Origin of the sequence: Actinomadura madurae (assembly GCF_047130825.1) — a bacterium.
Taxonomy (GTDB): domain Bacteria; phylum Actinomycetota; class Actinomycetes; order Streptosporangiales; family Streptosporangiaceae; genus Spirillospora; species Spirillospora madurae.
The window spans coordinates 3,734,332-3,756,107 of record NZ_CP083237.1 but is presented as its reverse complement, the minus strand read 5'-3'; the positions used below and the strand labels follow the sequence as shown (position 1 = coordinate 3,756,107).

At 74.6% G+C, this 21,776-nt stretch carries 12 protein-coding genes; all 12 read left to right on the top strand.

Features of this window, described 5'->3' with window-relative positions:
- Positions 1–64: 64 nt before the first annotated feature.
- Positions 65–313 carry an acyl carrier protein gene (locus tag K8Z49_RS16900; protein WP_024935148.1) on the top strand — a complete coding sequence of 83 codons (249 nt, stop codon included), beginning with the start codon at positions 65–67 and terminating at the stop codon, positions 311–313.
- Positions 310–570: an acyl carrier protein gene (locus K8Z49_RS16895; RefSeq protein ID WP_412519616.1), complete on the top strand. Its 261-nt coding sequence runs from the start codon at positions 310–312 to the stop codon at positions 568–570. Before K8Z49_RS16900 ends, K8Z49_RS16895 begins: the two co-directional genes overlap by 4 nt.
- A complete protein-coding gene (locus K8Z49_RS16890) occupies positions 567–2,462 on the top strand; it encodes an aminotransferase class I/II-fold pyridoxal phosphate-dependent enzyme (RefSeq protein WP_024935147.1) in 1,896 nt (631 codons plus the stop codon). The genes K8Z49_RS16895 and K8Z49_RS16890 overlap by 4 nt, the downstream gene beginning before the upstream one ends.
- A complete protein-coding gene (locus K8Z49_RS16885) occupies positions 2,459–4,054 on the top strand; it encodes an amino acid adenylation domain-containing protein (RefSeq protein ID WP_412519614.1) in 1,596 nt (531 codons plus the stop codon). The genes K8Z49_RS16890 and K8Z49_RS16885 overlap by 4 nt, the downstream gene beginning before the upstream one ends.
- An 11-nt stretch (positions 4,055–4,065) precedes the next feature.
- Entirely contained in the window at positions 4,066–11,721 is a 7,656-nt protein-coding gene (locus K8Z49_RS16880; protein ID WP_412519612.1) for an aminotransferase class I/II-fold pyridoxal phosphate-dependent enzyme, read from the top strand.
- A gap of 16 nt (positions 11,722–11,737) precedes the next feature.
- Positions 11,738–12,580, top strand: coding sequence for a thioesterase II family protein (locus tag K8Z49_RS16875; RefSeq protein ID WP_412519610.1), 843 nt, complete (start codon positions 11,738–11,740; stop codon positions 12,578–12,580).
- Between the two features lies 1 nt (position 12,581).
- Positions 12,582–13,637, top strand: coding sequence for an SAM-dependent methyltransferase (locus K8Z49_RS16870; RefSeq protein ID WP_021596385.1), 1,056 nt, complete (start codon positions 12,582–12,584; stop codon positions 13,635–13,637).
- The gene (locus tag K8Z49_RS16865) at positions 13,634–16,363 is read left to right on the top strand and encodes a PEP/pyruvate-binding domain-containing protein (protein WP_412519608.1); all 2,730 of its coding nucleotides are present in this window, start codon (positions 13,634–13,636) and stop codon (positions 16,361–16,363) included. Before K8Z49_RS16870 ends, K8Z49_RS16865 begins: the two co-directional genes overlap by 4 nt.
- A 73-nt stretch (positions 16,364–16,436) precedes the next feature.
- Positions 16,437–19,163: a polyketide synthase gene (locus tag K8Z49_RS16860; RefSeq protein ID WP_412519606.1), complete on the top strand. Its 2,727-nt coding sequence runs from the start codon at positions 16,437–16,439 to the stop codon at positions 19,161–19,163.
- On the top strand, positions 19,160–20,326 hold the full coding sequence (gene redW, locus K8Z49_RS16855) for an L-prolyl-[peptidyl-carrier protein] dehydrogenase (RefSeq protein ID WP_412519604.1): 1,167 nt from the start codon (positions 19,160–19,162) through the stop codon (positions 20,324–20,326). Before K8Z49_RS16860 ends, redW begins: the two co-directional genes overlap by 4 nt.
- 12 nt (positions 20,327–20,338) lie before the next feature.
- Positions 20,339–20,662 carry a RedY protein gene (locus K8Z49_RS16850; RefSeq protein WP_075024806.1) on the top strand — a complete coding sequence of 108 codons (324 nt, stop codon included), beginning with the start codon at positions 20,339–20,341 and terminating at the stop codon, positions 20,660–20,662.
- Between the two features lie 241 nt (positions 20,663–20,903).
- A complete protein-coding gene (locus K8Z49_RS16845) occupies positions 20,904–21,776 on the top strand; it encodes an AfsR/SARP family transcriptional regulator (RefSeq protein ID WP_412519602.1) in 873 nt (290 codons plus the stop codon).

Sequence of the window (21,776 nt, the reverse complement as noted above, 5' to 3'; positions counted from 1 at the left end):
GCAATGCACGACAGTCGGACCGTCCACTGATCTCAACGCCGTTCACGCGGCATGGGGGGAAGTCGTGAGTGACGTGTACGACCGGTTGGTCGATCTGCTGGTGGACCGCTTCGAGGTCGACCGGACGGCGGTGGGGCCGGACGTCGTCTTCCAGGAACTGGAGGTCGACTCGCTGTTCCTGGTGGAGCTGCTGCTGGTCGCCCAGACCGAGTTCGGCGCCGAGTTCGGCGAGGACCTGGTGTCGCCCTCGGACACGATCGGCCGCGCGGCCGACCTGATCGAGCGGCAGATCACGACGGCGGCCTCGCCGTGACCACGGCGGACTTCCTCATCGGATACATCGCCGACGCCTGGATGGGCGGGGACGCCGACGGGCTGCGCACCGACACGCCGATCCTCGACCTGAACATCATCGACTCGGCGGCGATCTTCGACCTGGTGCACGCGCTGCAGGCCGAGTTCGGCGTCACCGTCCCGCTCCGGGAGATCACGCCCGCGAACTTCGGGTCGGTCGGCGCGATCGCCGCGCTGGTCGGCCGCCTGGACCAGGAGGAGAAGAGCGTCCGATGACCGACCTGGCCCACAGCGCCCCGGCCGGCCGGCAGGTGCTGGAGATCATCGCCTCGAACACCCTCTACGACGTCTCGCGGCTGCGGCCCGAAAGCCACCTCGAAGGCGAGCTCGGCGTCGACGCGGCCGTGCTGGACGCCATCCTCGGCGACGTGCGGGACCGCTTCGGCCCGGACGTGCGGCTGCCCCGCGAGGCGGCCACGCCGCAGGACCTGATCGACGCGGTGGAGCGCTCGCTCGCCGCGACCCCCGGCCCGGCCGCGCAGGCCGGCCCGCCGGACGGCGCGAAGCTCGCCGAGGCGGTCATGACGGCGGCGATGCGGCACACCCACTACCGGCGCGACCAGCTCGACCTCGACGCCGAGCTGGAGGCCGAGCTCGGCATCGACTCGGTCGTGCTCGCCTCGATCATCGCCGACGCCGCCGAGGAGCTCGGGCTCTCCGGCCCGGCGCCGGAGCTCACGGTGCCGAATCTGCGTGCCCTCATCGCCGAGCTGGGCGACCGCGCGGCCGGGGACGCGCCCCGCCCGGAGCCCGCGCCGGCGGCCCCCGCGCCCGCCGGCCCCGGTCCGCGCGAACTCGCGGTCGGCGAGCTGGATCCCGTCCGGCCCGCAACGGGCACGACGTGGGACGACCGGTCCATGCGCGACTTCATGGACGACCGCGACCCCGACCTCTTCGCGAAGGCCCGCGGGTTCGCCTCCTACCTGCGCGGGCGCGAGGCCGAGCACCTGTACTGGTACGGGATGCCGCTGCGGTCGCGGTGCGCGAACCGGGCGCGGATCCACGACGAGCTGACGGGCCGGACCCGCGAGTTCCTCATGTTCGCCTCGAACAACTACCTCGGGCTCGCCAACCACCCGCGGGTCATCGACGCGGTCTGCGAGGCGACGCGGGCCTACGGCGCCACCAACACCGGCTGCCGCATCATCGGCGGCACCAATCATCTGCACAAGGAACTGGAGCGCAGGCTCGCCGCGTTCAAGCGCCGGCCCGCCTGCATCGTCTACCCCGGCGGCTACCCGGCCAACCTCGGCGCGGTGTCCGCGCTGGTCAAGAGCCACGACGCGGTCATCGTGGACAAGCTCAACCACATGAGCATCGCGGACGGCTGCAAGCTGTCCGGCGGCGTCCGCAAGATTTACGGGCACAACGACATGCGGGCCCTGGAGCGGGTGCTGGAGCGGTGCCGGGACCAGGTGCGCGGCAAGCTCATCGTCACCGACGGCGTGTTCAGCATGCACGGGGACGTGTGCGACCTGCCGGAGATCGTCCGGCTGGCGCGCCGCTACGGGGCCCGGGTCATGGTGGACGACGCGCACTCGACCGGCGTGCTCGGCGAGCGCGGCTCCGGCACCGCCGAGCACTTCGGCCTCAAGGGAGAGGTCGACCTGGAGCTCGGCACCATGAGCAAGACCCTCGCCGGCATGGGCGGGTTCGTGGCCGGCGACGAGGAGGTCATCGACTACCTCCGCTTCTACTCCAACTCGTACGTGTTCGCGGCGACGATCCCGGCCGGGGTCGCGGCCGGGCTGATCGCGGCGATCGACGTCATGGAGGAGGAGCCGGAGCGGCTCACCGCCCTCTGGGCGAACATCCGCCGGCTGCGCGCCGACCTCGCCGGCGCCGGGTTCGACCTGGAGAACACCCAGAGCGCGATCCTGCCGATCGTCGTCGGGGACGAGCGCCGGGCGATGGAGATGGGCCGGGCGGTGCGCGCCCGCGGCCTGTTCTGCCAGACCGTCGTCTTCCCCGGGGTGCCGCTCGGCGACGCCCGGCTGCGGGTGAGCGTCACCTCCGAGCACACACCCGAGGACCTGTCCCTCGCCGCGCAGATCTTCGTCGACGCGGCGCGCGAGACCGGCGTCCTGCCGCGAGGGGCGGCCCGGTGAGCGCGCGGCGGCTCGGCATCCTGGACGAGGGCCTCGCCGGGCTCCCGGACGTGGAGTCGGCGGAGCACGCGGCCCGCCCGGCCCTCCTCGGGCGGCGGACCGTCTCCTACGGGGAACTGGCCGCGACCGTGGAGCGGACGGCCGCCGGCATCCTCGGGCTCGGGGCGCGCCTCGGCGACCGCGTCGCCGTCTGGATGGACAAGGGGCCGGAGTACGCCGAGGCCGTCCTCGCCGCCCTGCGCGCCGGGTGCGCCTACGTGCCGATCGACGGCGGGCAGCCCGCGGCACGGGCGGACACGATCCTGCGGGACGCGGAACCGCTCGTGCTGTTCACCGACGCCCGCCACCTCGCGCTGCTGTCCGGCATGGAGCCGCCGCCGTCCGTCAAGGCGATCGTCGTGGCCGACGGGGCCGCGGCGGGCGGTCCGGCCGTCGGCCGGGACGCGTTCCTGGACGGCGCAGGGAAGGTGGAACCGCCGCGGGTCACGACCGGCGACCTGGCCGCGATCCTCTACACGTCCGGCTCCACCGGGGCGCCGAAGGGCGTGAAGATCTCGCACCGCAACCTCACGGCGTTCACCGGCTGGTCGCGCGGCGAACTGGACGTCGGCGCCGACGACGTGTTCGCCAACCACGCGTCGTTCAACTTCGACCTCAGCACCTTCGACCTGTTCGTGGCGCTGTCGGTCGGCGCCGCCGTGTGGATCGTCGAGGACGGGCAGGCCCGGGACGTCGCCGCACTGGCGGCCGGCGTCCGCGAGCACGGCGTGACCGTCTGGTACTCGGTGCCGTCCATCCTCACCCTGCTGACCGTCGCGGGGGCTCTGACGGACGAGACCGTCCGGAGCCTGCGCTACGTGCTGTTCGCCGGGGAGGTCTACCCGATGCCGCGGCTGCGGGAGCTGAGCGCCCGGCTGCCGCGCGGGACCGTCCTGTACAACCTGTACGGGCCGACGGAGACCAACGTCTGCACCTACCACCGGGTCCGTCCCGAGGACCTGGAGCGGGACGAGCCGCCGCCCATCGGCCTGCCGGTCGGGAACGCGCGGCTCATCGTCGTGGACGAGCACGACCGCCCGCTGGACGGCCCGGACGCCCTCGGCGAGCTGGTCGTCGAGGGCGACTGCGTCACCCCCGGCTACTGGGGCCGCGACTCCGAGCCGCCCGCCGACCTGCACCGCCGGCACCGGCACCCCACCGGCGACCTGGTGACCCGGGGCAAGGACGGGCTGCTCGTCTACCGGGGCCGCAAGGACCGCATGGTGAAGGTGTCCGGCTACCGCGTCGAGCTCGGCGAGATCGAGGCCGTGGTGCTGCGGCATCCCGCGATCGCCGAGGCCGCGGTCCTCGTCACCGGCGAGGGCACCGGCGCCCGCCTCGCCCTCTACTACGCGGTCCGCGACGGCGCCGCGCCGCCCGGCCTGATCGAGGTCAAGCGGCATTGCGCGGAGCATCTGCCGAAGTACATGGTCCCGCACGCGGCGACCCGCCTCGCGGCGCTGCCGCGCAACTCCAACGGCAAGGTCGACCTCGGCCGGCTCCGCGGCGGCGGGGCGGACAGCCCGGCCGCCCCGGCGCCCCTCCCGTCATGAGCGGTGGAACGATGACGCGCACGCACCTGATCGACGGCCACTGGGACGGCCCCGAACCGGAGACGGTGGCGGGGATCCTGCGGCACCACCTCCGGCGGACGCCGGACCGGCTCGCGTACCGGTTCCTGACCGGGACGGGCGGGCAGAGCGAGTCCTGGACCTACCGGGACCTGGACGCGCGCGCCCGCGCCGTGGCGGGACGGCTCCAGCGGGAGGGGCTGCGGAACCGGCCCGTCCTGCTGCTCCTGCCGCCCGGCCTGGAGTACGTCGCGGGGTTCCTCGGCTGCCTGTACGCGGGCGCGATCGCGGTCCCCGCCTACCCGCCGGACACCGGGCGGACCGGCCAGACCCTGGACCGGCTCGCCGTCATCGCCCGGAACGTGCGGGCGGGGTGGGCGCTCGTGGACGAGGAACAGAAGCGCTCCCTGGAGACCGGGGCCGGAAGCCGTGGCGAGCTGGGCGCGACCGGGATCCGCTGGCTGGCGAGCACAGACTGCGGCCCGGACGACGCGGACGCGTACGCCGATCCCGGCGTGAGCCCGGGATCGCTGGCGTTCCTTCAGTACACCTCCGGCTCCACCGCGACGCCGAAGGGCGTCATGGTCAGCAACGAGAACCTGGTCGCCAACCTCCGGACGATCCACCTGACGCTGGAGCACGACCGCGACTCCACCCTGGTGTCCTGGCTCCCGCCGTACCACGACATGGGGCTGATCGGCGGCCTGCTGACGCCGCTGTACGGGGGTCTCCCGGCGCACCTCATGGCGCCGAGGACGTTCATCCAGCGTCCGCTGCTGTGGCTGGAGACGATCTCCGAGACCCGCGCGACGACCGCGACCTCCCCGAACTTCGGCTTCGACTACTGCCTGCGCAGGATCTCCGCCGGGCAGGCGGCCGGGCTCGACCTGCGCTCCTGGCGGCTGGCGCTCAACGGCGCCGAGCCGGTGCGCGCCGACACCCTGGACCGGTTCGCCGAGCGGTTCGCGCCCTGCGGCTTCGACCGGCGGGCGCTGCTGCCCTGCTACGGGCTGGCGGAGGCGACCCTGCTGGTCAGCGGGGCCGCCGCCGGGCGGGAACCACAGGTCGGGACGCTCGACGCCGAGGCGCTGGAGAACGGCCGCGCCGAACCCGCGGCGGAGGGGCGCCGCTCCGTCCGCAGCGTCGGCTGCGGGCCCGCCGCCGACCGCGTCGGCGTCGCGATCGTCGACCCGGCCACCCGGCGGCGCCTCCCCGCCGGCCGGGTCGGCGAGATCTGGGTCAGCGGGCCGGGCGTCGCCCGCGGGTACTGGCGCGACTCGGGCGCCACCCGCGAGACGTTCCAGGCCCGGATCGAGGACGGGGACGGCACCGCGCACCTGCGCACCGGCGACCTCGGCTTCGAGCGGGACGGTGAGCTGCACGTCGTCGGGCGGCTGAAGGACGTCGTGATCGTCCAGGGCCGCAACCACTACCCGCAGGACGTCGAGCTGACCGTGGAGCGCGCGGACGGCGCGGTCCGCGCGGGCTGCGGCGCCGCGTTCGCCGTCGACGTCGACGGCGCCGAGGAGATGGTCGTCGTCTTCGAGGTGGACGGGAACCGCGCCGGGGACACCGGTGAGCTGCTCGCCCGGCTCCGCGCCGCCATCGCCCGCGACCACGACGTCTCGCCGCACGCGATCGTCCTGGTCGGGCGGGCGTCCGTGGGCAGGACGACCAGCGGCAAGATCCAGCGGCAGGGCTGCCGGCGGGCGTTCCTGTCCCTCGCCCTGCCGGTCGTCGCGGCGAGCGTGGTCCGCGAGTCCGGTTCCGCCGCGGCCACGGCCGCGGCGCCGGACCGGGCGAAGATCCTCGGCCTCATCGGGTCCGCGACCGGCCGGACGGACGTCGAGCGGTCCTCGCTCGCCGACCTCGGCCTGGACTACACCGGCCTGCTGGATCTCGCCGCTCGGCTGGAACGCGACCTCGGCCTGCGCGTGCCCATGGGCGAGCTGCTCACGGACCCCACCGTGCCCGCGCTGCTGAGACTCCTCGGCGCGGACGAGGACCGCGCGCCCGCCGGGCACCCGGCGCCCGGGGCGTCCGGCCGCAGCGCGGCCGACATCGAGGCGTGGCTGGTGGAGAAGGTCGCCGCCCGGCTCGGGCTGCCCGCGCGGACGATCGGCACGACCGTCCCGTTCGCGACGCTCGGCCTCGCGTCCAGGACGGCGGTCGCCATCGTCGAGGAGCTCGGGGCCTGGCTCGGACGCGACCTCGCGCCGAGCACCGTCTTCGAGCGTCCCACCATCCGCGATGTGGCGGACCTCCTCGGCGCCGAACCCGAACCCGGCGCGCGTCCCGTCCCCGGGAGCGATGAGCCGGGACCCGCGGAACCGGTCGCGGTCGTCGGGATCGGCTGCCGCTTCCCGGGCGCGCCCGACCCCGACGGGTACTGGCGGCTGCTCCTCGACGGGCGGGACGCCGTCGCCGGCGTGCCCGCCGGACGCTGGGACGCCGCCGGCGTCGACGCGCCGGCCAGGGGCGGGTTCCTCGACCAGATCGACCGGTTCGACGCCCGCTTCTTCGGGATCTCCGCGCGCGAGGCCGAGCGCATGGACCCCCAGCAGCGCCTCCTCCTGGAGGTCGCCTGGGAGGCCTTCGAGGACGCGGGCATCGCCCCGGACGGCGCGGCGGGCGGCGACACAGGCGTGTTCGTCGGCATCAGCAGCCACGACTACGGCGACCTCCAGATGAACGACCCCGCGTCCGTCGACGTGTACGCGGCGACCGGCACCGCGCACTCCATCGCGGCGAACCGGCTGTCGTACCACTTCGACCTGCGCGGGCCGAGCCTGGCGATCGACACCGCCTGCTCGTCTTCGCTCGTCGCGGTGCACGCCGCCTGCCGGAGCCTGCGCGCCGGCGAGTGCGGCATGGCGCTCGCGGGCGGTGTCAACCTGCTGATCAACCCGGTGCTGTCCGTCGCGTTCGCGCGGGGCGGGATGCTGTCGCCGGACGGGGCGTGCCGCACCTTCGACGACGCGGCCGGCGGGTACGTGCGCGGCGAGGGCGCCGGCCTGGTCTGCCTGAAGCCGCTGTCCCGGGCCCGCGCCGACGGCGACCGGATCTACGCCGTGATCACCGGCGCGGCCGTCGGGCACGGGGGCCGCGCCAACGGCCTCACCGCGCCGAAGGGATCGGCGCAGCGCGCGGTGATCGAGCGGGCGCTCGCCGAGGCGGGCACCGGCGGCCGGGGGATCGACTACGTCGAGGCGCACGGCACCGGCACCGCCCTCGGCGACCCGGTCGAGTGGGAGACGCTCGCCGCCGTGTACGGCGCGGGCCGGGCCGCGGACGCGCCCTGCCCGGTCGGTTCCGTCAAGGCCAACATCGGGCATCTGGAGGCGGCGGCCGGCATCGCCGGGCTGATCAAGTCCGCGCTGGCCGTCTGGCACGGGGAGCTGCCCCCGCAGCTGCACTTCACCACCCCGAACCGCCATCTGACCTGGGAAGGCTCCGGCCTCACCGTGCTGACCGGGCTGGCCGGGCGGACCCGCGTCCCGCCGTCCCGGATCGCCGTCAGCTCGTTCGGGTTCGGCGGCGCCAACGCGCACGTGATCATCGGACGCGCGGACGAGGCGCGCCCCACCGAGCGGCCGGGGCCCGAGCGGCCCGTCCAGGCGCTCTGCCTGTCCGCGCACACGCCGACCGCGCTCGCGACCCTCGCCCGGCGGTACCGGGCGCACATCGCGGCCCGGCCGGACGTGGAGCTCGCCGACCTGTGCCACGCGGCGAACACCGGCCGCGCCGCGCTCGGGCACCGCGCCGCCATCACCGCGCGGTCGATGACCGAACTGGACGGGGCCCTCACGGCGCTGGGGTCCGGCGAGGCGTCCGCCGGCGTGCTGCGGGGGGAGCCCGCCGGACGCGGTCCCCGCGCGGCGTTCCTGTTCAGCGGGCAGGGCACGCAGTACCCGGGCATGGGACGCGGGCTCTACGAGTCCAGCCCGGTGTTCGCGGAGGTCATCGACCGGGCCGACGAGGTGCTGCGCCCGCTGATCGGCGGTTCGCTCCGCGACCTCGTCTTCACCGAGGACGATCCGGCCCGGCTGAAGGCCACCCGGTACTGCCAGCCGGCCCTGGTCGCCGTCGAGGTCGCGCTCGCGCGGCTGTGGGAGTCGATCGGCGTCCGGCCGGCGGGCGTGCTCGGCCACAGCGTCGGCGCTTTCGCGGCGGCGTGCGTCGCGGGCGCGCTGACCCTGGAGGACGCGCTCACCCTCGCCGCGACCCGCGGCCGCCTCATGGACGAGCTGCCCGGCTCCGGCGCGATGATCGCCTGTGCCGGGGACGCGGCGGCGATCGAGTCGGCCGCCGCCGCGAGCCCCGCGGTCGCGGTCGCCGCCGCCAACGCGCCCGGCCACCTCGTCCTGTCCGGCCCGGAGGAGGAGATCGGGCGGCTCACCGGCGACCTCCAGGCGAAGGGCGTCACCGTCCGGCGCCTCGCCGTCTCGCACGCCTTCCACTCGCCGCTGATGGACGGCGCCGCCGAGCCGCTGCGGGAGGCCGCCCGCGCGGTCGCGGCCCGCGAGCCGGACATCCCGTGGATCTCCGACCACACCGGCGAGGCCATGGGCCGTCCCGACGCCGGGTACTGGGCCGGCCACCTGCTCGGCACCGTCCGGTTCACCGACGGTGTCGGCGCCCTCCGGCGCCTCGGCTGCGACGCGTTCGTGGAGGCGGGGCCGCACCCCGCCCTCCTCGGCCTGGTGCGCGCCGGGCTCGCGGACGCCGCCGGGACCGTGCTGTCGCTGCCGTCCCTGCGCCGCGGGGGAGACGACTGGCAGACGTTCCTGCGGTCGGCCGGCCGCTGGTACTGCGCGGGCGGCGGCGTCCGGTGGGCCGGCCTCGACGCCGGGCGCCCGCGGCGCCGGGTCCCGGTGCCCCACGCGGTGTTCGAACGCAGCCCCTACTGGCTCGGACAGCGAAGGGAGATCGAAGTGAACGGCAACGGATACGGGCACGCCGGCCGGACGGAGGGGGCGGCGGCGCCGGGCGCCGAGGCCGGCAGGGTCCTGGCCTGCGTCGCCCAGGTCTCCGGCTTCCCCGCCGACCAGATCCCGCCCCACGCCCACGTCGGCAGCGAGCTGGGGCTCGACTCGCTCATGAAGGGCGAGCTGGAACGCCGCCTCGCCCCGATGTACCCCGGCCGGGTCGCGGAGCTCCGCCACACCCTGCCCGAGGACTTCACCGTCGCCCAGCTCCTCGACGCCCTCGGCATCGCCGATGCGGCCCCGCCTGCTCGGGCGTACGAGCCCGCCGTCCAGGCACCGCCCGCCGCGCCCGCCCCGGCCCCCGCTCCCGCACCCGCTCCGGCGCCTGCCCCGGCACCGGCTCCGGTGCCGGAGGAGTCGCGGCCGGTGGTGATCCAGCGGCGGTTCGAGGAGTGGGACGAGTACGCCGAGATGCTGGAGCGGCTCCGGCTGATCGAGTCGAGCGGCCCGAACGCCTACGAGCGCGTCCACGACGGGTTCAACTCCGGCCTGATCCAGATGCACGGCCGCCGGATGGTCAACTTCTCGGCGTTCAACTACCTGGCGCTGTCCTCCCACCCCCGGCTGCGCGCGGCGGCCAAGGCGGCCATCGACCGCTACGGGACGTCCTGCTCGGCGACCCCGCTGCTGTGCGGGGAGACGCCGCTGCACCACGAACTGGAGGCGGAGATCGCCGGGTTCCTCGGCACCGAGGCCGCGATCGTGTTCGCCGGCGGGCACGCCACCAACGTCGCTACCGTCGGGCACCTGTTCGGACCCGAGGACCTCGTCCTGCACGACGAGTGGATCCACGACAGCACGGTTCGCGGCACCCTCCTGTCGGGCGCCCGCCGCCGGTCGTTCCCGCACAACGACTGGCAGGCCCTCGACCGCGTCCTCGGCGCGATGCGCGGCCGGTACCGGCGGGCCGTCGTCGTCATCGAGGGCGCCTACAGCCAGGACGGCGACTTCCCCGACCTGCCCCGCTTCATCGAGGTCAAGCGGCGCCACGACGCGATGCTGATGATCGACGAGGCGCACTCGCTCGGCGTCCTCGGCCGGACGGGACGCGGCATCGGCGAGCACTTCGGGGTGGACCCGGGCGACGTCGACCTCTGGATGGGGACGCTCAGCAAGGCCATCGGCAGCCTCGGCGGCTACATCGCGGCGCGCCGCCCGCTCATCCAGTTCATGAAGTACACGACGCCGCTCTACATCTTCAGCACCGGGATCTCCCCGGCCAGCGCCGCCGCCGCGCTGGAGGCGTTCCGCGTCATCCGGGACGAGCCCGAGCGGGTCGCGCGGCTGCGCGAGCTGGCGGAGCACTTCCGGAGCGCGGCCCGCGCCCGCGGCCTCGACACCGGCGTCTCGCGCGAGACCGCCGTCGTCCCCATCATCGTCGGCGACTGGGGCCGGGCCATGGAGATCTCCAGCGCACTGCTCGACCGCGGCGTGAACGTGATGCCGATCGGCCACCCGGCCGTGCCGCGCGACAAGTGCCGGCTCAGGTTCTTCGTCAACGCAGACCACCGCGAAGCCGACCTCGACCGCTCCCTCGACCTTCTGGTGGACGCCATGGACCCGACCTCGCAGAACAAGAGAACGCCGTACGAGCCGTCGCACGTGCCGCGCCACCGCACGTCGCCGCGCGTGGAGGACAGGGCCGAGGCGGGCGGCGCCGACGTGCTCGTCACCGGCGCGTCCGGGTTCATCGGCGGCCACCTGACCCGGCGGCTGACCGAGATCGGGCACCGCGTCCGCGTCCTGGTCCGGGAGGGGAGCGACCGGTCGGCGTTCGCGGACCTGCCCGTCGAGGTCGAGGTGGGGTCGCTGACCGACCTCGACGCGCTGCTGCGCGCCACCGCCGGAGTCCGGCACGTCTACAACTGCGCGGGCAAGTCCGCCGACTGGGGGCCGTGGGAGGAGTTCGAACAGGCCAACGTCACCGGCTGCCGCAACCTGGTCGACGCCGCGCACCACGCGGGCACCGTCGAGCGGTTCGTGCACCTCAGCACCACCGACGTGTACGGGTACCCGGTCCGGCCGTGCGACGAGCGCACCGAGCCGAAGGACATCGGCCTGCCCTACAACCGCAGCAAGGTCCTCGGCGAGAGGGCGGTGAGGCGGGCCGCCGAGAAGGCGGGCCTGCCGCTCACGGTCATCCGGCCGGTGTCGGTGTACGGGCCGCGCAGCAAGGACTTCGTCATCGAGATCGCGAACCTGCTGAAGAGCCGGCAGATGGTCTACGTCCGCAAGGGCACGGCCCCGGCCGGGCTCCTCTACGTCGGCAACGCCGTGGACGGCATGATCGCCGCCTGCGGGTCGGACGCCGCCGCCGGGAAGGCCTACAACCTGCGGGACCCGGAGACGGTCACCTGGCGGGAGTACATCGAGGCGCTCGCCGCCGGGCTGGGCGTCCGGCCGCCCGCGGTGAGCCTGCCCCGCCCGCTGGCCGCCGGCGTCGCGGGCGCGGCGGAGAAGGTGTACGGGACGCTGCGCCTGAAGTCCCGTCCCGTGCTCACGCGGCACGCCGTGCATCTGCTGGAGCGCGACCAGTCCTACCCGATCGACCGGGCCCGCGAGGACTTCGGCTTCAAGGGCGAGGTCGCCTTCGAGGAGGGCATGGCACGGACGATCGAATGGCTGGAGTCCCCCGAAGGCCGCGAGCACCTCGGTGGCTGACATGTCGACGGGCACAGTGACAGGCACAGTCACGGGCACGGGCATGGTCGCCGCCCGCAGGGCCGGCGGGCCGTGGTTCCCGGGTGTGACGCCCGACCCCGCCGCGGACGTCCGCCTCGTCTGCTTCCCGCACGCGGGCGGGACGCCCTCGGTCTACCGGGACTGGCACGCGCACGTCGGCGACCGCGTCCAGGTCGTCCCCGTGCTGCTGCCCGGACGGAGCTTCCGGCTCGGGGAGCCGCCGCGCCGCGAGATGGGGCCGATGGCCGCCGACATCGCGGTGGCCCTCGTCGGCCAGGGCCTCGCGGACGCGTTCGCGCTGTTCGGACACAGCATGGGCGCGCTGCTCGCCTACGAGGTCGCGTGCGAGCTGCGAGACCGCGGAGCCGGGGAGCCCGTCCACCTGTTCGTGTCCGGCAGCCGGGCACCGCACTTCTACGGCGCCCGGATCGGTGCGGAGCTCACCGACGACGCCCTGCTCGCCATGGTCCGCGACCTCGGCGGGCTCGCCGGCGCGGGCGTCGACCCCGAGGGCGGCGGCGCCGCGTTCGCCCGCCGGATGCCGGTGCTGCGCGCCGACCTCACCGCGTGCGAGCGCTACCGGTGGGCGCCGCGCCGCCCGCTGGCCTGCCCGATCACGGCGTTCTCCGCGGCCGGCGACCCGATCGCGCCGCCCGGCCAGGTGGACGAGTGGCGCGAGTACACCTACGGCTCGACGTTGCGCCGGCACCTGCCGGGCGGCCACTTCTACCTGACCGGTCCGGACCGGCCGGCGCTGCTGCACGAGCTCCGCCGCGAGCTCGGCCGGCACGCCGCCCGCCGGACGCCGGTCTCCACCACCGAACCCGGAGGACTCTGACATGAAAGTCGCGACCCTGGCCAAGGTGGCCGGCGGCCGTCAGGTTCCGCTGCTGCTGTCTCTGAGCCGGCGGCTGGTCACCCCCGTGTACCGGGCGTCGTTCCTCGCCGCGGCCTCCGGCAACGGGGTGCTGCGGCGGCTCGCCGTCCGGCCCTGCGACCTGGACACGCTCGCCGCGGCGCTCGACGTCCGCGAGGACCGGCACGTCCTTCGGGCCTGGCTGGAGATCGGGGTGCGGCTCGGCGAGCTGAAGTTCGACGACGGCTGCTACGCGCTCCGCGGCCGGGCCGCCAAGGCGCTCGGCAAGGCGCGCAACGACAGTGTCGCCGCCGCGCTGGAGGAGGTCGCGCGGTTCCACCTGCCCGTCCTGCTGGACGCCCCGGCCATGGCCCGCGGTGGACGGCGGCTGACCCTCCGGGATCAGGACGGCGAGGTCATCGCCCGCTCGACCCGCGTCGTCCAGCCGTTCGTGGAGGAGGCCGTCGGCCGCGCCGTGCCCCGGACCCGCCCGTGCCGGCTGCTGGAGGTCGGCTGCGGCAGCGGCGTCCACGTCCGGCACGCCGCGTCGCTGAACCCGCGGCTGACCGCGCTGGCGATCGACCTGCAGGACGACGTGGCCGCCGCCGCCACCGTGAACATGGCCGAGTGGGGCCTCGCCGACCGGGTGGACGTCCGCCGCGCCGACGTCCGCGACCTCGACATGGAGCCGGTGTTCGACCTGGTGACCCTGCACAACAACATCTACTACTTCCCCGAGGAGGAGCGGGTGAAGGTGCTGGAGAAGGTGCGCTCCCTGCTGGCCCCCGGCGGCCGGCTGCTGCTCACCACCCCGTGCCGGGGCGGCGGCATCGGCATGGAGGTCCTCGACCTGTGGTTCGAGTGCGCCGACTTCGGCGGCCCGCTGCCGCACGCCGACGGCCTCGCCGCGCAGCTGGAGAGCGCGGGCTTCACCGGCGTCCGCGAGCGCCGCCTCATCCCCGGCGAGCAGTTCCGGGCGTTCACCGGCACCAACCGCGACCCGGACCACCGCACCGACGCCGAGGAGCTGATCGCATGACGACCCCGACCTCCGCCAAGCGCGCGGCGAAGACGACCGGGGGCGGCAAGCGCGCCAAGCCCGCCGCGGGCGACCAGATCGTCGTGCTCGGCGCGGGCGACGTCCCCGACCCCGCGCTGCTCGGCGGCAAGGCGGCCCGGCTGGACGGGATGCTCCGCGCGGGCCTGCCCGTGCCGCCCGCGTTCTGCCTGACGACCGCGCTGTTCGACCGGTTCGTCCGGGAGACGGGCCTGGACGCCGACATCGCCGGCACCGAGCCCGCCAAGCTCCGGGAACGGGTCCTCGCGGCGGACGTCCCCGACGACATCGCGGCGGCCGTCCTGGAGGCGTACGGGGAGCTCGGCAGGCCGCGCGTCGCGGTCCGCTCGTCGGCGTCCGCCGAGGACTCCGCGTCCCACTCCTTCGCGGGCCAGCACGACACCGTGCTCGACACCGCCGGGGACAGCGCGCTCCTCGACGCCGTCAAGGTGTGCTGGGCGTCGCTGTGGACCGACCGCGCCGCCGCCTACCGGGACGCGTCCGAGGCCGGGTCGATCGCCGTGGTCGTCCAGCAGATGGTGCACGCCGACACCGGCGGCGTCCTGTTCACCCGCGACCCCGTCAGCGGGCGCACCGACCGGTTCGTCGTCGAGGCCTGCTGGGGCCTCGGCGAGGGGCTCGTCGCAGGCAAGGTCACCTCGGACTTCTTCCTCGTCGACCCGGCCGGCCCGGAGGTCGTCGACCGGAAGATCCGCTACAAGGTCACCAAGTGCGCGCCCGTCGAGCCCGGCACGGTCGGGCTCGTCAAGGTGGACGCCGCCGCGCGCAACACGCCCTGCCTGGAGCCCGGCGAGCTGGCCGAGCTGGCGGGGCTGGCGGTCCGCGTCCGCGACCACTACGGCGCCGAGCAGGACATCGAGTGGGCCGTGCGGGACGGGGTGCCGTACCTGCTCCAGACCCGCCCGATCACGACGACGCCCGTCCGCGACCGGCGGACGAGCCCGTACGTGCACCCGCAGCCCGAGGCCGTCCAGAAGGGGACGCTCTGGTCGCGTATGGACATCGGCGAGATCTTCACCGGCATCATGTCGCCGCTCGGCCGGTCGTTCGCGCAGTACTACCAGCACAACGTGCACCGCGGCTGCGCCGTGTCGACCGGTGTCCGCGACCCCGGCGACATGTCCCTGCACATGGGCTACCTGCAAGGACACGTCTACCTCAACATCTCGTACACGGCCTACTTGCTGGGCCAGTGCCTCCCCACCCGGGACCAGAGCCGTTTCACGAACCGGTTCGTCAGCGAGGAGGTGGACCTCGACACCTACTCCAACCCGTTCGGCACCTGGCCGGACGGCATCGAGGAGCTGCTCTCCGCCGGGTTCTGGCTGAAGAGCTCCGTCTCCGAGCTACGGAACATGAAGAAGCGCGCCCGGCGGATGGTCCGGTCGCGGTTCTACGAGTTCGATCGCGCCCAGGGCATCGACCTGACCAGGCTCGACCGTCCCGAGCTGAACGCCGAGATGAAGCGGCGGCTGGCCTACTTCCACGACATGCACGTCGGCTACATGCCGTACTACATGAACGCGTTCGGCTTCTACGGCGTGCTCGAAGCGCTCTGCGGCGCGTGGCTCGGCCAGGCCGGCGCCGGCCTGCGCAACCGCGTCAAGAGCGACATGTCGAGCCTGCGGACGGTCGAGTCGGCGCGCGAGTTCTGGACGCTGGCCCAGGTCGCCCGGCGCGATCCCCGCGTCATGGAGATCATCCGCGCCGGGGCCGCGGCCGACGTGCCCGCCCTGCTCCGCGCGGACGAGGCGGGCCGTGCCTTCTGGGACCGCCACATGATCCCGTTCCTGCGCGAGAACGGCACCCGCGGCCGGCAGGAGATGGAGCTGACGCACCCGCGCTGGATCGACGACCCGTCCTACATCTTCCAGATGATCCGGCGGTACGCCGACGAGGGCTTCTCCATCGACGGCGTCCTCGACCGGGCCCCCGACCCCGAGGAGGACGCGGCGGCGGACGCGCTCGCCCGGCTGCCGCTGCCGAAGCGGCGCGCGATCGAGAAGGTCACCGAGCTGTACGAGACGTGCAGCCGGCTCCGCGAGACCACCCGGATGTCGATGATCACCTCGATCTGGCTGGTGCGGTGCGTCGTCCACGAGGTCGGCCGCCGGCTCGTCGCCGCCGGGGTCCTGCGGTCGCTGGACGAGGTCGCCGACCTGGACTTCGCCGACGTCCAGGAGTACCTGGCCGGCGGCGGGGACGCCCGGGAGGTGTTCTCCCGCGCGAAGCTGGAGGAGGCCCGGCGCACGTTCCAGGCGTACGCCCGGCTGCCCGAGCCGCCGCTCAGCTTCGTCGGCGAGTGGGACGTCACGCAGGCGGTCCGGCCCGCGCCGGACGGGGTCCGGCTGGAGGGCCTCGGCGCCAGCCCCGGCCGCGTCGTCGGACGGGCCCGCATCATCGAGGACCTGGTCTGGCAGGCCGACGAGTTCCAGGTCGGCGAGGTCCTGGTGACCCGGTTCACCGACGCCTCCTGGACACCGCTGTTCGCCATCGCGGGCGCGGTCGTCACCGACATCGGGTCGATGCTCTCGCACAGCTCGATCGTGTCCCGCGAGTTCCGCGTCCCGTCGGTCGTCAACACCAAGCACGCCACCCAGACGATCACGACGGGCGACCTGGTCACGGTGGACGGCGACCGGGGCGTGGTCGAGGTCGTCGAGACCGACGAAAGGACGAACGGATGATCCCCGGCCGGCAAGAGGCGGACCCCGGACCGGCCGCGCTCGACAGGGCGTCCGTGGAGGACGCCGCTCGGGTGTGACGGCCGCCGTGCGCGAACCCATCGCGATCATCGGCATCGCGTGCCTCTACCCGGAGGCGCGCGGTGCCGGTGACTTCTGGCGGCGGCTGTGCGAGGACCCGGCCGGCCCGCCGCCCTCCACGGCGAGCCTCGACGACGTGGACGTCGACGTGGCGCGCTTCGGCATCCCGCCGGTGCAGCGCACGTCGATGACCCGCATGCAGGTCCTCATGCTGGAGGCGGCCCGGCAGTGCCTCACCGACGCCGGGTACACCGGGCGCCCGCTCGGCACGGTCCGGACGGACGTCATCGCCGGCACCTGCCTCGGCCTCGACCGCCAGTACGCCAACGCCCTGCGGATCGAGGCCGCGCGGTACGCCCGCGACCTCGAACGCGAGGTGCCGGCCCTGTTCGGCGGGCACGCCCGCCCGGCCGCGGCGCGGGCGGCCCGGGAGCTGCGGGCGCGGGTGACCGAGCGGCTCGGGGCGTCCCCGCACGACCGGGTGGGGGAGATGGCGAGCACGATCCCCGCCCGGATCGCGGGCGCGTTCCGGCTGCGGGGCCGCACGCTCGCCGTGGAGTCGGCGGACGCGACCTCGTTCGCGGCGCTCGCGCACGCGGTCAACGGGCTGCGCGGCGACCTGTGCGACGCGGTGCTCGTCCTCACCGGCCAGCGGCGGGAGAGCCCGCTCGCCGCCGAGCTGCTCGCCGCCAAGGGGCTGCCCGCCACGCTCGGCGAGGGGGTCGGGGCGCTGCTGCTCAAGCGGCGGTCCTCGGCCGTCCGCGACGGGGACCGGATCTACGCCTCGATCCTCGAATGCGCGATGGAGCACGATGCCCGGCCCGGGGTGCTGCGCTATTCGGCGTCCGCCGAGCGCCGGTACCGCCTCGCCCGCGCCTGCCATGACGCGGCCGACGTGCCGCCCCGATCCGTCCGGTACGTCGAGCGGGCGGGCGGGGGCCCGCCCGCCGCGGCGCAGGCCTGCCTCGACGCGCTCGGCCGCCTGTTCGGGGAGGCTCCGCCCGGGGCGGTGACCCTCGGCGGCCCGGGGGAGGGGCTGGGCGACACGTTCGCCAACGCCGGGCTCGCGGCGGTGGCCAAGGCCGCGCTCGCCCTCTACCACCGCAGGCTGCCCGCGCCCGGTCCGGCGTCCGGCGCGCCCTTCCGGTCCGCGCGCACGGCCGAGAGCTGGCCGGACGAGCCGGGCCCGGAACCCCGCCGCGCGGCCGTCTGCGGGGCCTCGCTGACGGGCACGCTCTCCCATCTTCTCCTGGAGGAGGACGACTCGCGCAGGCCGGAGGCCCGGACGGCGCCGCGGGCGGGCGGGGCCGTCGTCACGAGCCGGCCCGAGCCGATCGCCGTCGTCGGGTTCGGCGGACGCTTCGCCGGCGCCCCCGACGCCACCGCGTTCTGGGACGCCGTCCACTCGGGCGAGGACCGCATCGGGCCGCTCCCGGACGACGTCCTCGACCGGGAGCTGTACTTCCAGGAGGAGGGCGTCAGCCTCACCCACAGCTACACCGAACTGGGCGCCCCGGTCCCGGTCCCGGACGCGCCGCCGGACGGGCTGCCCATCACGCCGCACCGGTGGGAGGCGATGGACGCCGTCCAGCGGGTCGCGCTCGCGGTCGCGCACGAGACCCTCACCGGCTACGGGGGAGCCGGCACGCTCGCCGGGAGGCCCGGCATCGTCGCGATCGGCGGCAACCTCAGCCTCACCAGAGAACGGCGGCTGAACGCCGGCCGCGCCGTCGGGGAGCTGGAGGCGGCCGTCGCGGAGATCGAGGCGCTCGCCACGCTGCCCGACCGTGCCCGCCGCCTGCTGCTCGACCGCGTCCGGCGCCGCCACGGGGCGCCCGGCGGGCCGCCGTCGGACGTGGACCTGGACGGCTGCCTCGCGAGCGGCGTCGCCGCGCTCATCGCGGCCGAGCACCGGTTGCCGGCCGTGCCGGTCGCGGTCGAGGCGGCCTGCGCGTCGTCGCTCGCCGCGCTGGACATCGCGCTCGGCGCGCTGCGGTCCGGGCAGGCCGACTACGCGCTGGCGGGCGGGGCCGAGCTGGCGTGCAACCCGCGCGACCTCGTGCTCTGCTCGGCCCTCGGGCTGCTGTCGCACACCCGGATCACCCCGTTCGACGCCGCCGCCGACGGGTTCAGCCCCGGCGACGGGTGCGCGCTGTTCCTGCTGAAGCGGCTGCCGGACGCCGTCCGCGACGGGGACCGCGTCCACGGGCTGCTGCGCGGCATGGGCGGCTCGAACGACGCCCGGTCGCTGATCGCGCCGGACGCCGACGGGCAGGTCCGCGCGATGCGGCAGGCGTTCGACCAGGTCGAGTTCGACCCGGCCGCGGTCGACTACCTGGAGGCGCACGGGACGGGCACCCGGGTCGGCGACCGGGTGGAGATCTCCGCCACGGCCGAGGTGTACGCCAAGCCCGGCCGCCCGAACCCGCTGGTGATCGGGTCGGCGAAGTCGTTCTTCGGGCACACGTTCGCGGCGGCCGGCGCGGCCGGGCTGCTGAAGGCGCTGCTGAGCATCCGCGCCCGCACCTTCCCGCCGAACGCCGGCCTGCGGACGCCCGCCCCGGGGCTTCCGCTCGACGACGTCCCGGCCCGGCTGCCCGTGGCGCCCGAGCCGTGGCCCGCCGGGCCGGGACGGCCGCGCCGCGCGGGCGTCAGCTCGTTCGGCACCGGCGGGATCAACTACCACCTGCTCATCGAGGAGTACCAGGACGGAGCCGGATGAACCCTCGACTGACCCCGGAGACCGCGGCGATGCGCGAGATGGTGCTCGCCTTCGCCGGCCGCGACCTGCCGCCCGCCGGGAACGGCCCGTTCGACGCCGGGGAGTTCCGGCGGCGCTGGGGCCTCGCCGGGAAGCAGGGCCTGACCGGCGCCACCGTGCCGGCCGAGTACGGCGGGAGCGGGCTGGACGCCGAGTCCGCCGCCGTCCTGATGGAGGCCCTCGGCGAGGGCTGCGCCGACACCGGCTTCGCGTTCTCGGTGGCCGCGCACCTGTTCGCCTGCCTGATGCCGATCGTCGAGTTCGGGACGGAGGAGCAGAAGCGGCACTGGCTGCCCGCCCTGTGCTCCGGCGAGCGGATCGCCGCGCACGGCATCACCGAGCCCGGAGCCGGGTCGGACACGCTCAACCTGCGGACCCGCGCCGAGCGCGACGGCGACCGCTACGTCCTCAACGGGAGCAAGTGCTTCACCACGAACTCGCCCGCCGCCGACGTCTTCGTCGTCCAGGCGGCCACCCGGCCCGGCGGCGGCTTCTTCGGCCTGACCGCGTTCGTCGTCGAGGCCGGGACGCCCGGACTGCGCGTCGGCCGCCCCTACGACAAGACCGGGCTGCGCGGGTCGCCGACCGCCGACGTGTACTTCGAGGACTGCGCGGTCCCGGCCGCCAACGTCCTCGGCGCGGAGGGCACCGGGGCCGCCGTGTTCACCGGATCCATGACATGGGAGCGCACCTGCCTGTTCGCGGTCTACCTGGGCGCGATGCGGCGCGTCCTGGACGACACGATCGCGTTCGTCGCCGAGCGCGAGCAGTTCGGCGCGCCCATCGGCGAGTTCCAGGCGGTGAGCCACCGCATCGTGGACATGGTGCTCGGCCTGGAGTCGGCCCGGCTGCTGCTCTTCGACGCCGCGCGCCGGCTGTCGGCCGGGGAGGACTGCGACGTCGCCTCCGGGCTGGCCAAGCTCGCGGTGAGCGAGGCGGCGGTCAGGCTCGGCCTGGACGCCGTCCAGCTGCGGGGCGCCGCCGGCGTGCTCGACGGCGGGCCCGGGGCCCTGCTCCGCGACGCGCTGCCGGCGCGCGTCTTCTCCGGCACCAACGAGATCCAGAAGAACAACATCGCCCGCGCCCTCGGCATCGGCCGCCGCCGGCCCGCCCCCCGGCGCTGAGAGGACCGCACCATGGAGATCATCGTGCACACCATCGCGCTGCACCCGGGCGCCGATCCCGCGGAGTTCGAGGCGTGGGTGCGGGACGTCGACTACGCGACCTGCCCCGAACTGCCGAGCGTGCAGGCCTTCGACGTCGTCCGCGTGCCCGGCGAGCGGGCCGGACGCTACGTCGAGATCATCCGGGTCAGCAGCGCCGCCGAGTTCGAGAAGGACATGCGGACGCCCGCCTTCCAGCGGCTCGAAACCGCGTTCTCGACGATGGCCGCCGTGACGGAGGAGACGTCCGGGACGCGGCTGGACCCCGGTTACGTCAGCGGCCGATCCGGGCGTTGAGAGGCGTCCCGCCAAACTCAACGAAAGGATGATTTCTGCCTGGTCTTCCGTGCGCATGTTGAGAAGAGAATGGCCACCGGATGGATGGCGGGAGCGGCGCCCGGTCTGTAAGACTTGCCGCTGAACAGTTGTTCGGCCTTTGTACGGGGGAGATTCGTCTCGATGACGCACGGATGAACACCCCTGAACACCCCGCGGGGCCGTCATGCCAAAGAACGTTCTCCGCTCAATGTCAAGGGTGATGATGACTGTTGACACTCTGGGGCAGCGCGCCGGCCGACCGGCCGGCGCCGCCCACGGGGACGGTGTGGGCATCGACCTGCTGGGCACCGTCTCCATCGTCGTCCAGCGATCCCGTACCGAACTGCGGGCCGGCAAGGTACGCGCCATGGTCGCGACGCTCGCGCTGGAGGCCGGCCGGACGGTCTCCCACGATGAACTGTCCGAAGAACTGTGGCCCGGAGAGGATCTTCGTAATCCGCGTAATGCGTTGCAGGCGCACGCCACCCGGATCAGGAGAATCCTGGACTGCTGCGCGGAACGCGCCCGCACCGAGCTTCCGCTGCGCGCCGTCTGCAACGGTTACGTTCTCGATATTCCCCGCGAATTCGTAGACGGAAACCGCTTCCTCGACCGTACTGCGCGGGCGGTGGCGCTGCTCACCGACGATCCCTCCCGCGCCCGCGACCTGCTGCAGGCCGGCCTCGCCCTCTGGACCGGTCCGGCCCTGCTGCACACCCGGACCGGACGCCGCTGCCAGGGCGCCGCGGCGCTGCTGGAGGAGCGGCGGCTCGGGGCCTGGGAGGACCTCGTCAGCGCGCGGCTGCTCCTCGGCGAGGAGCGGCAGGCCATCGCGGAGCTGCAGCGCCTCGTCGCCTCCCACCCCACCAGGGAGCGGCTCTGCGAGCTGCTGATGCTCGCCCTCTACCGGTCGGGACGGCAGTCCGAGGCGCTGCACCTGTTCCACCGGACGCGGGCGCGGCTCGACGAGGAGCTGGGCGTCCAGCCCGGCCGGTCCCTCCAGCGGCTGTACGGGCACATCCTCGGCCAGCACGCGATCCTGGAGTCGCCGGACGCGGTGCTGCGGGTCCGCCGCGCGTCGGCGGCGGGCTGA

Coding starts and splice junctions, on each gene's coding strand:
- K8Z49_RS16890 (WP_024935147.1), top strand. CDS start 567: ATGACCGACCTGGCCCACAGCGCCCCGGCCGGCCGGCAGGTGCTGGAG.
- K8Z49_RS16880 (WP_412519612.1), top strand. CDS start 4,066: ATGACGCGCACGCACCTGATCGACGGCCACTGGGACGGCCCCGAACCG.
- K8Z49_RS16870 (WP_021596385.1), top strand. CDS start 12,582: ATGAAAGTCGCGACCCTGGCCAAGGTGGCCGGCGGCCGTCAGGTTCCG.
- K8Z49_RS16865 (WP_412519608.1), top strand. CDS start 13,634: ATGACGACCCCGACCTCCGCCAAGCGCGCGGCGAAGACGACCGGGGGC.
- redW (WP_412519604.1), top strand. CDS start 19,160: ATGAACCCTCGACTGACCCCGGAGACCGCGGCGATGCGCGAGATGGTG.
- K8Z49_RS16850 (WP_075024806.1), top strand. CDS start 20,339: ATGGAGATCATCGTGCACACCATCGCGCTGCACCCGGGCGCCGATCCC.
- K8Z49_RS16845 (WP_412519602.1), top strand. CDS start 20,904: ATGATGACTGTTGACACTCTGGGGCAGCGCGCCGGCCGACCGGCCGGC.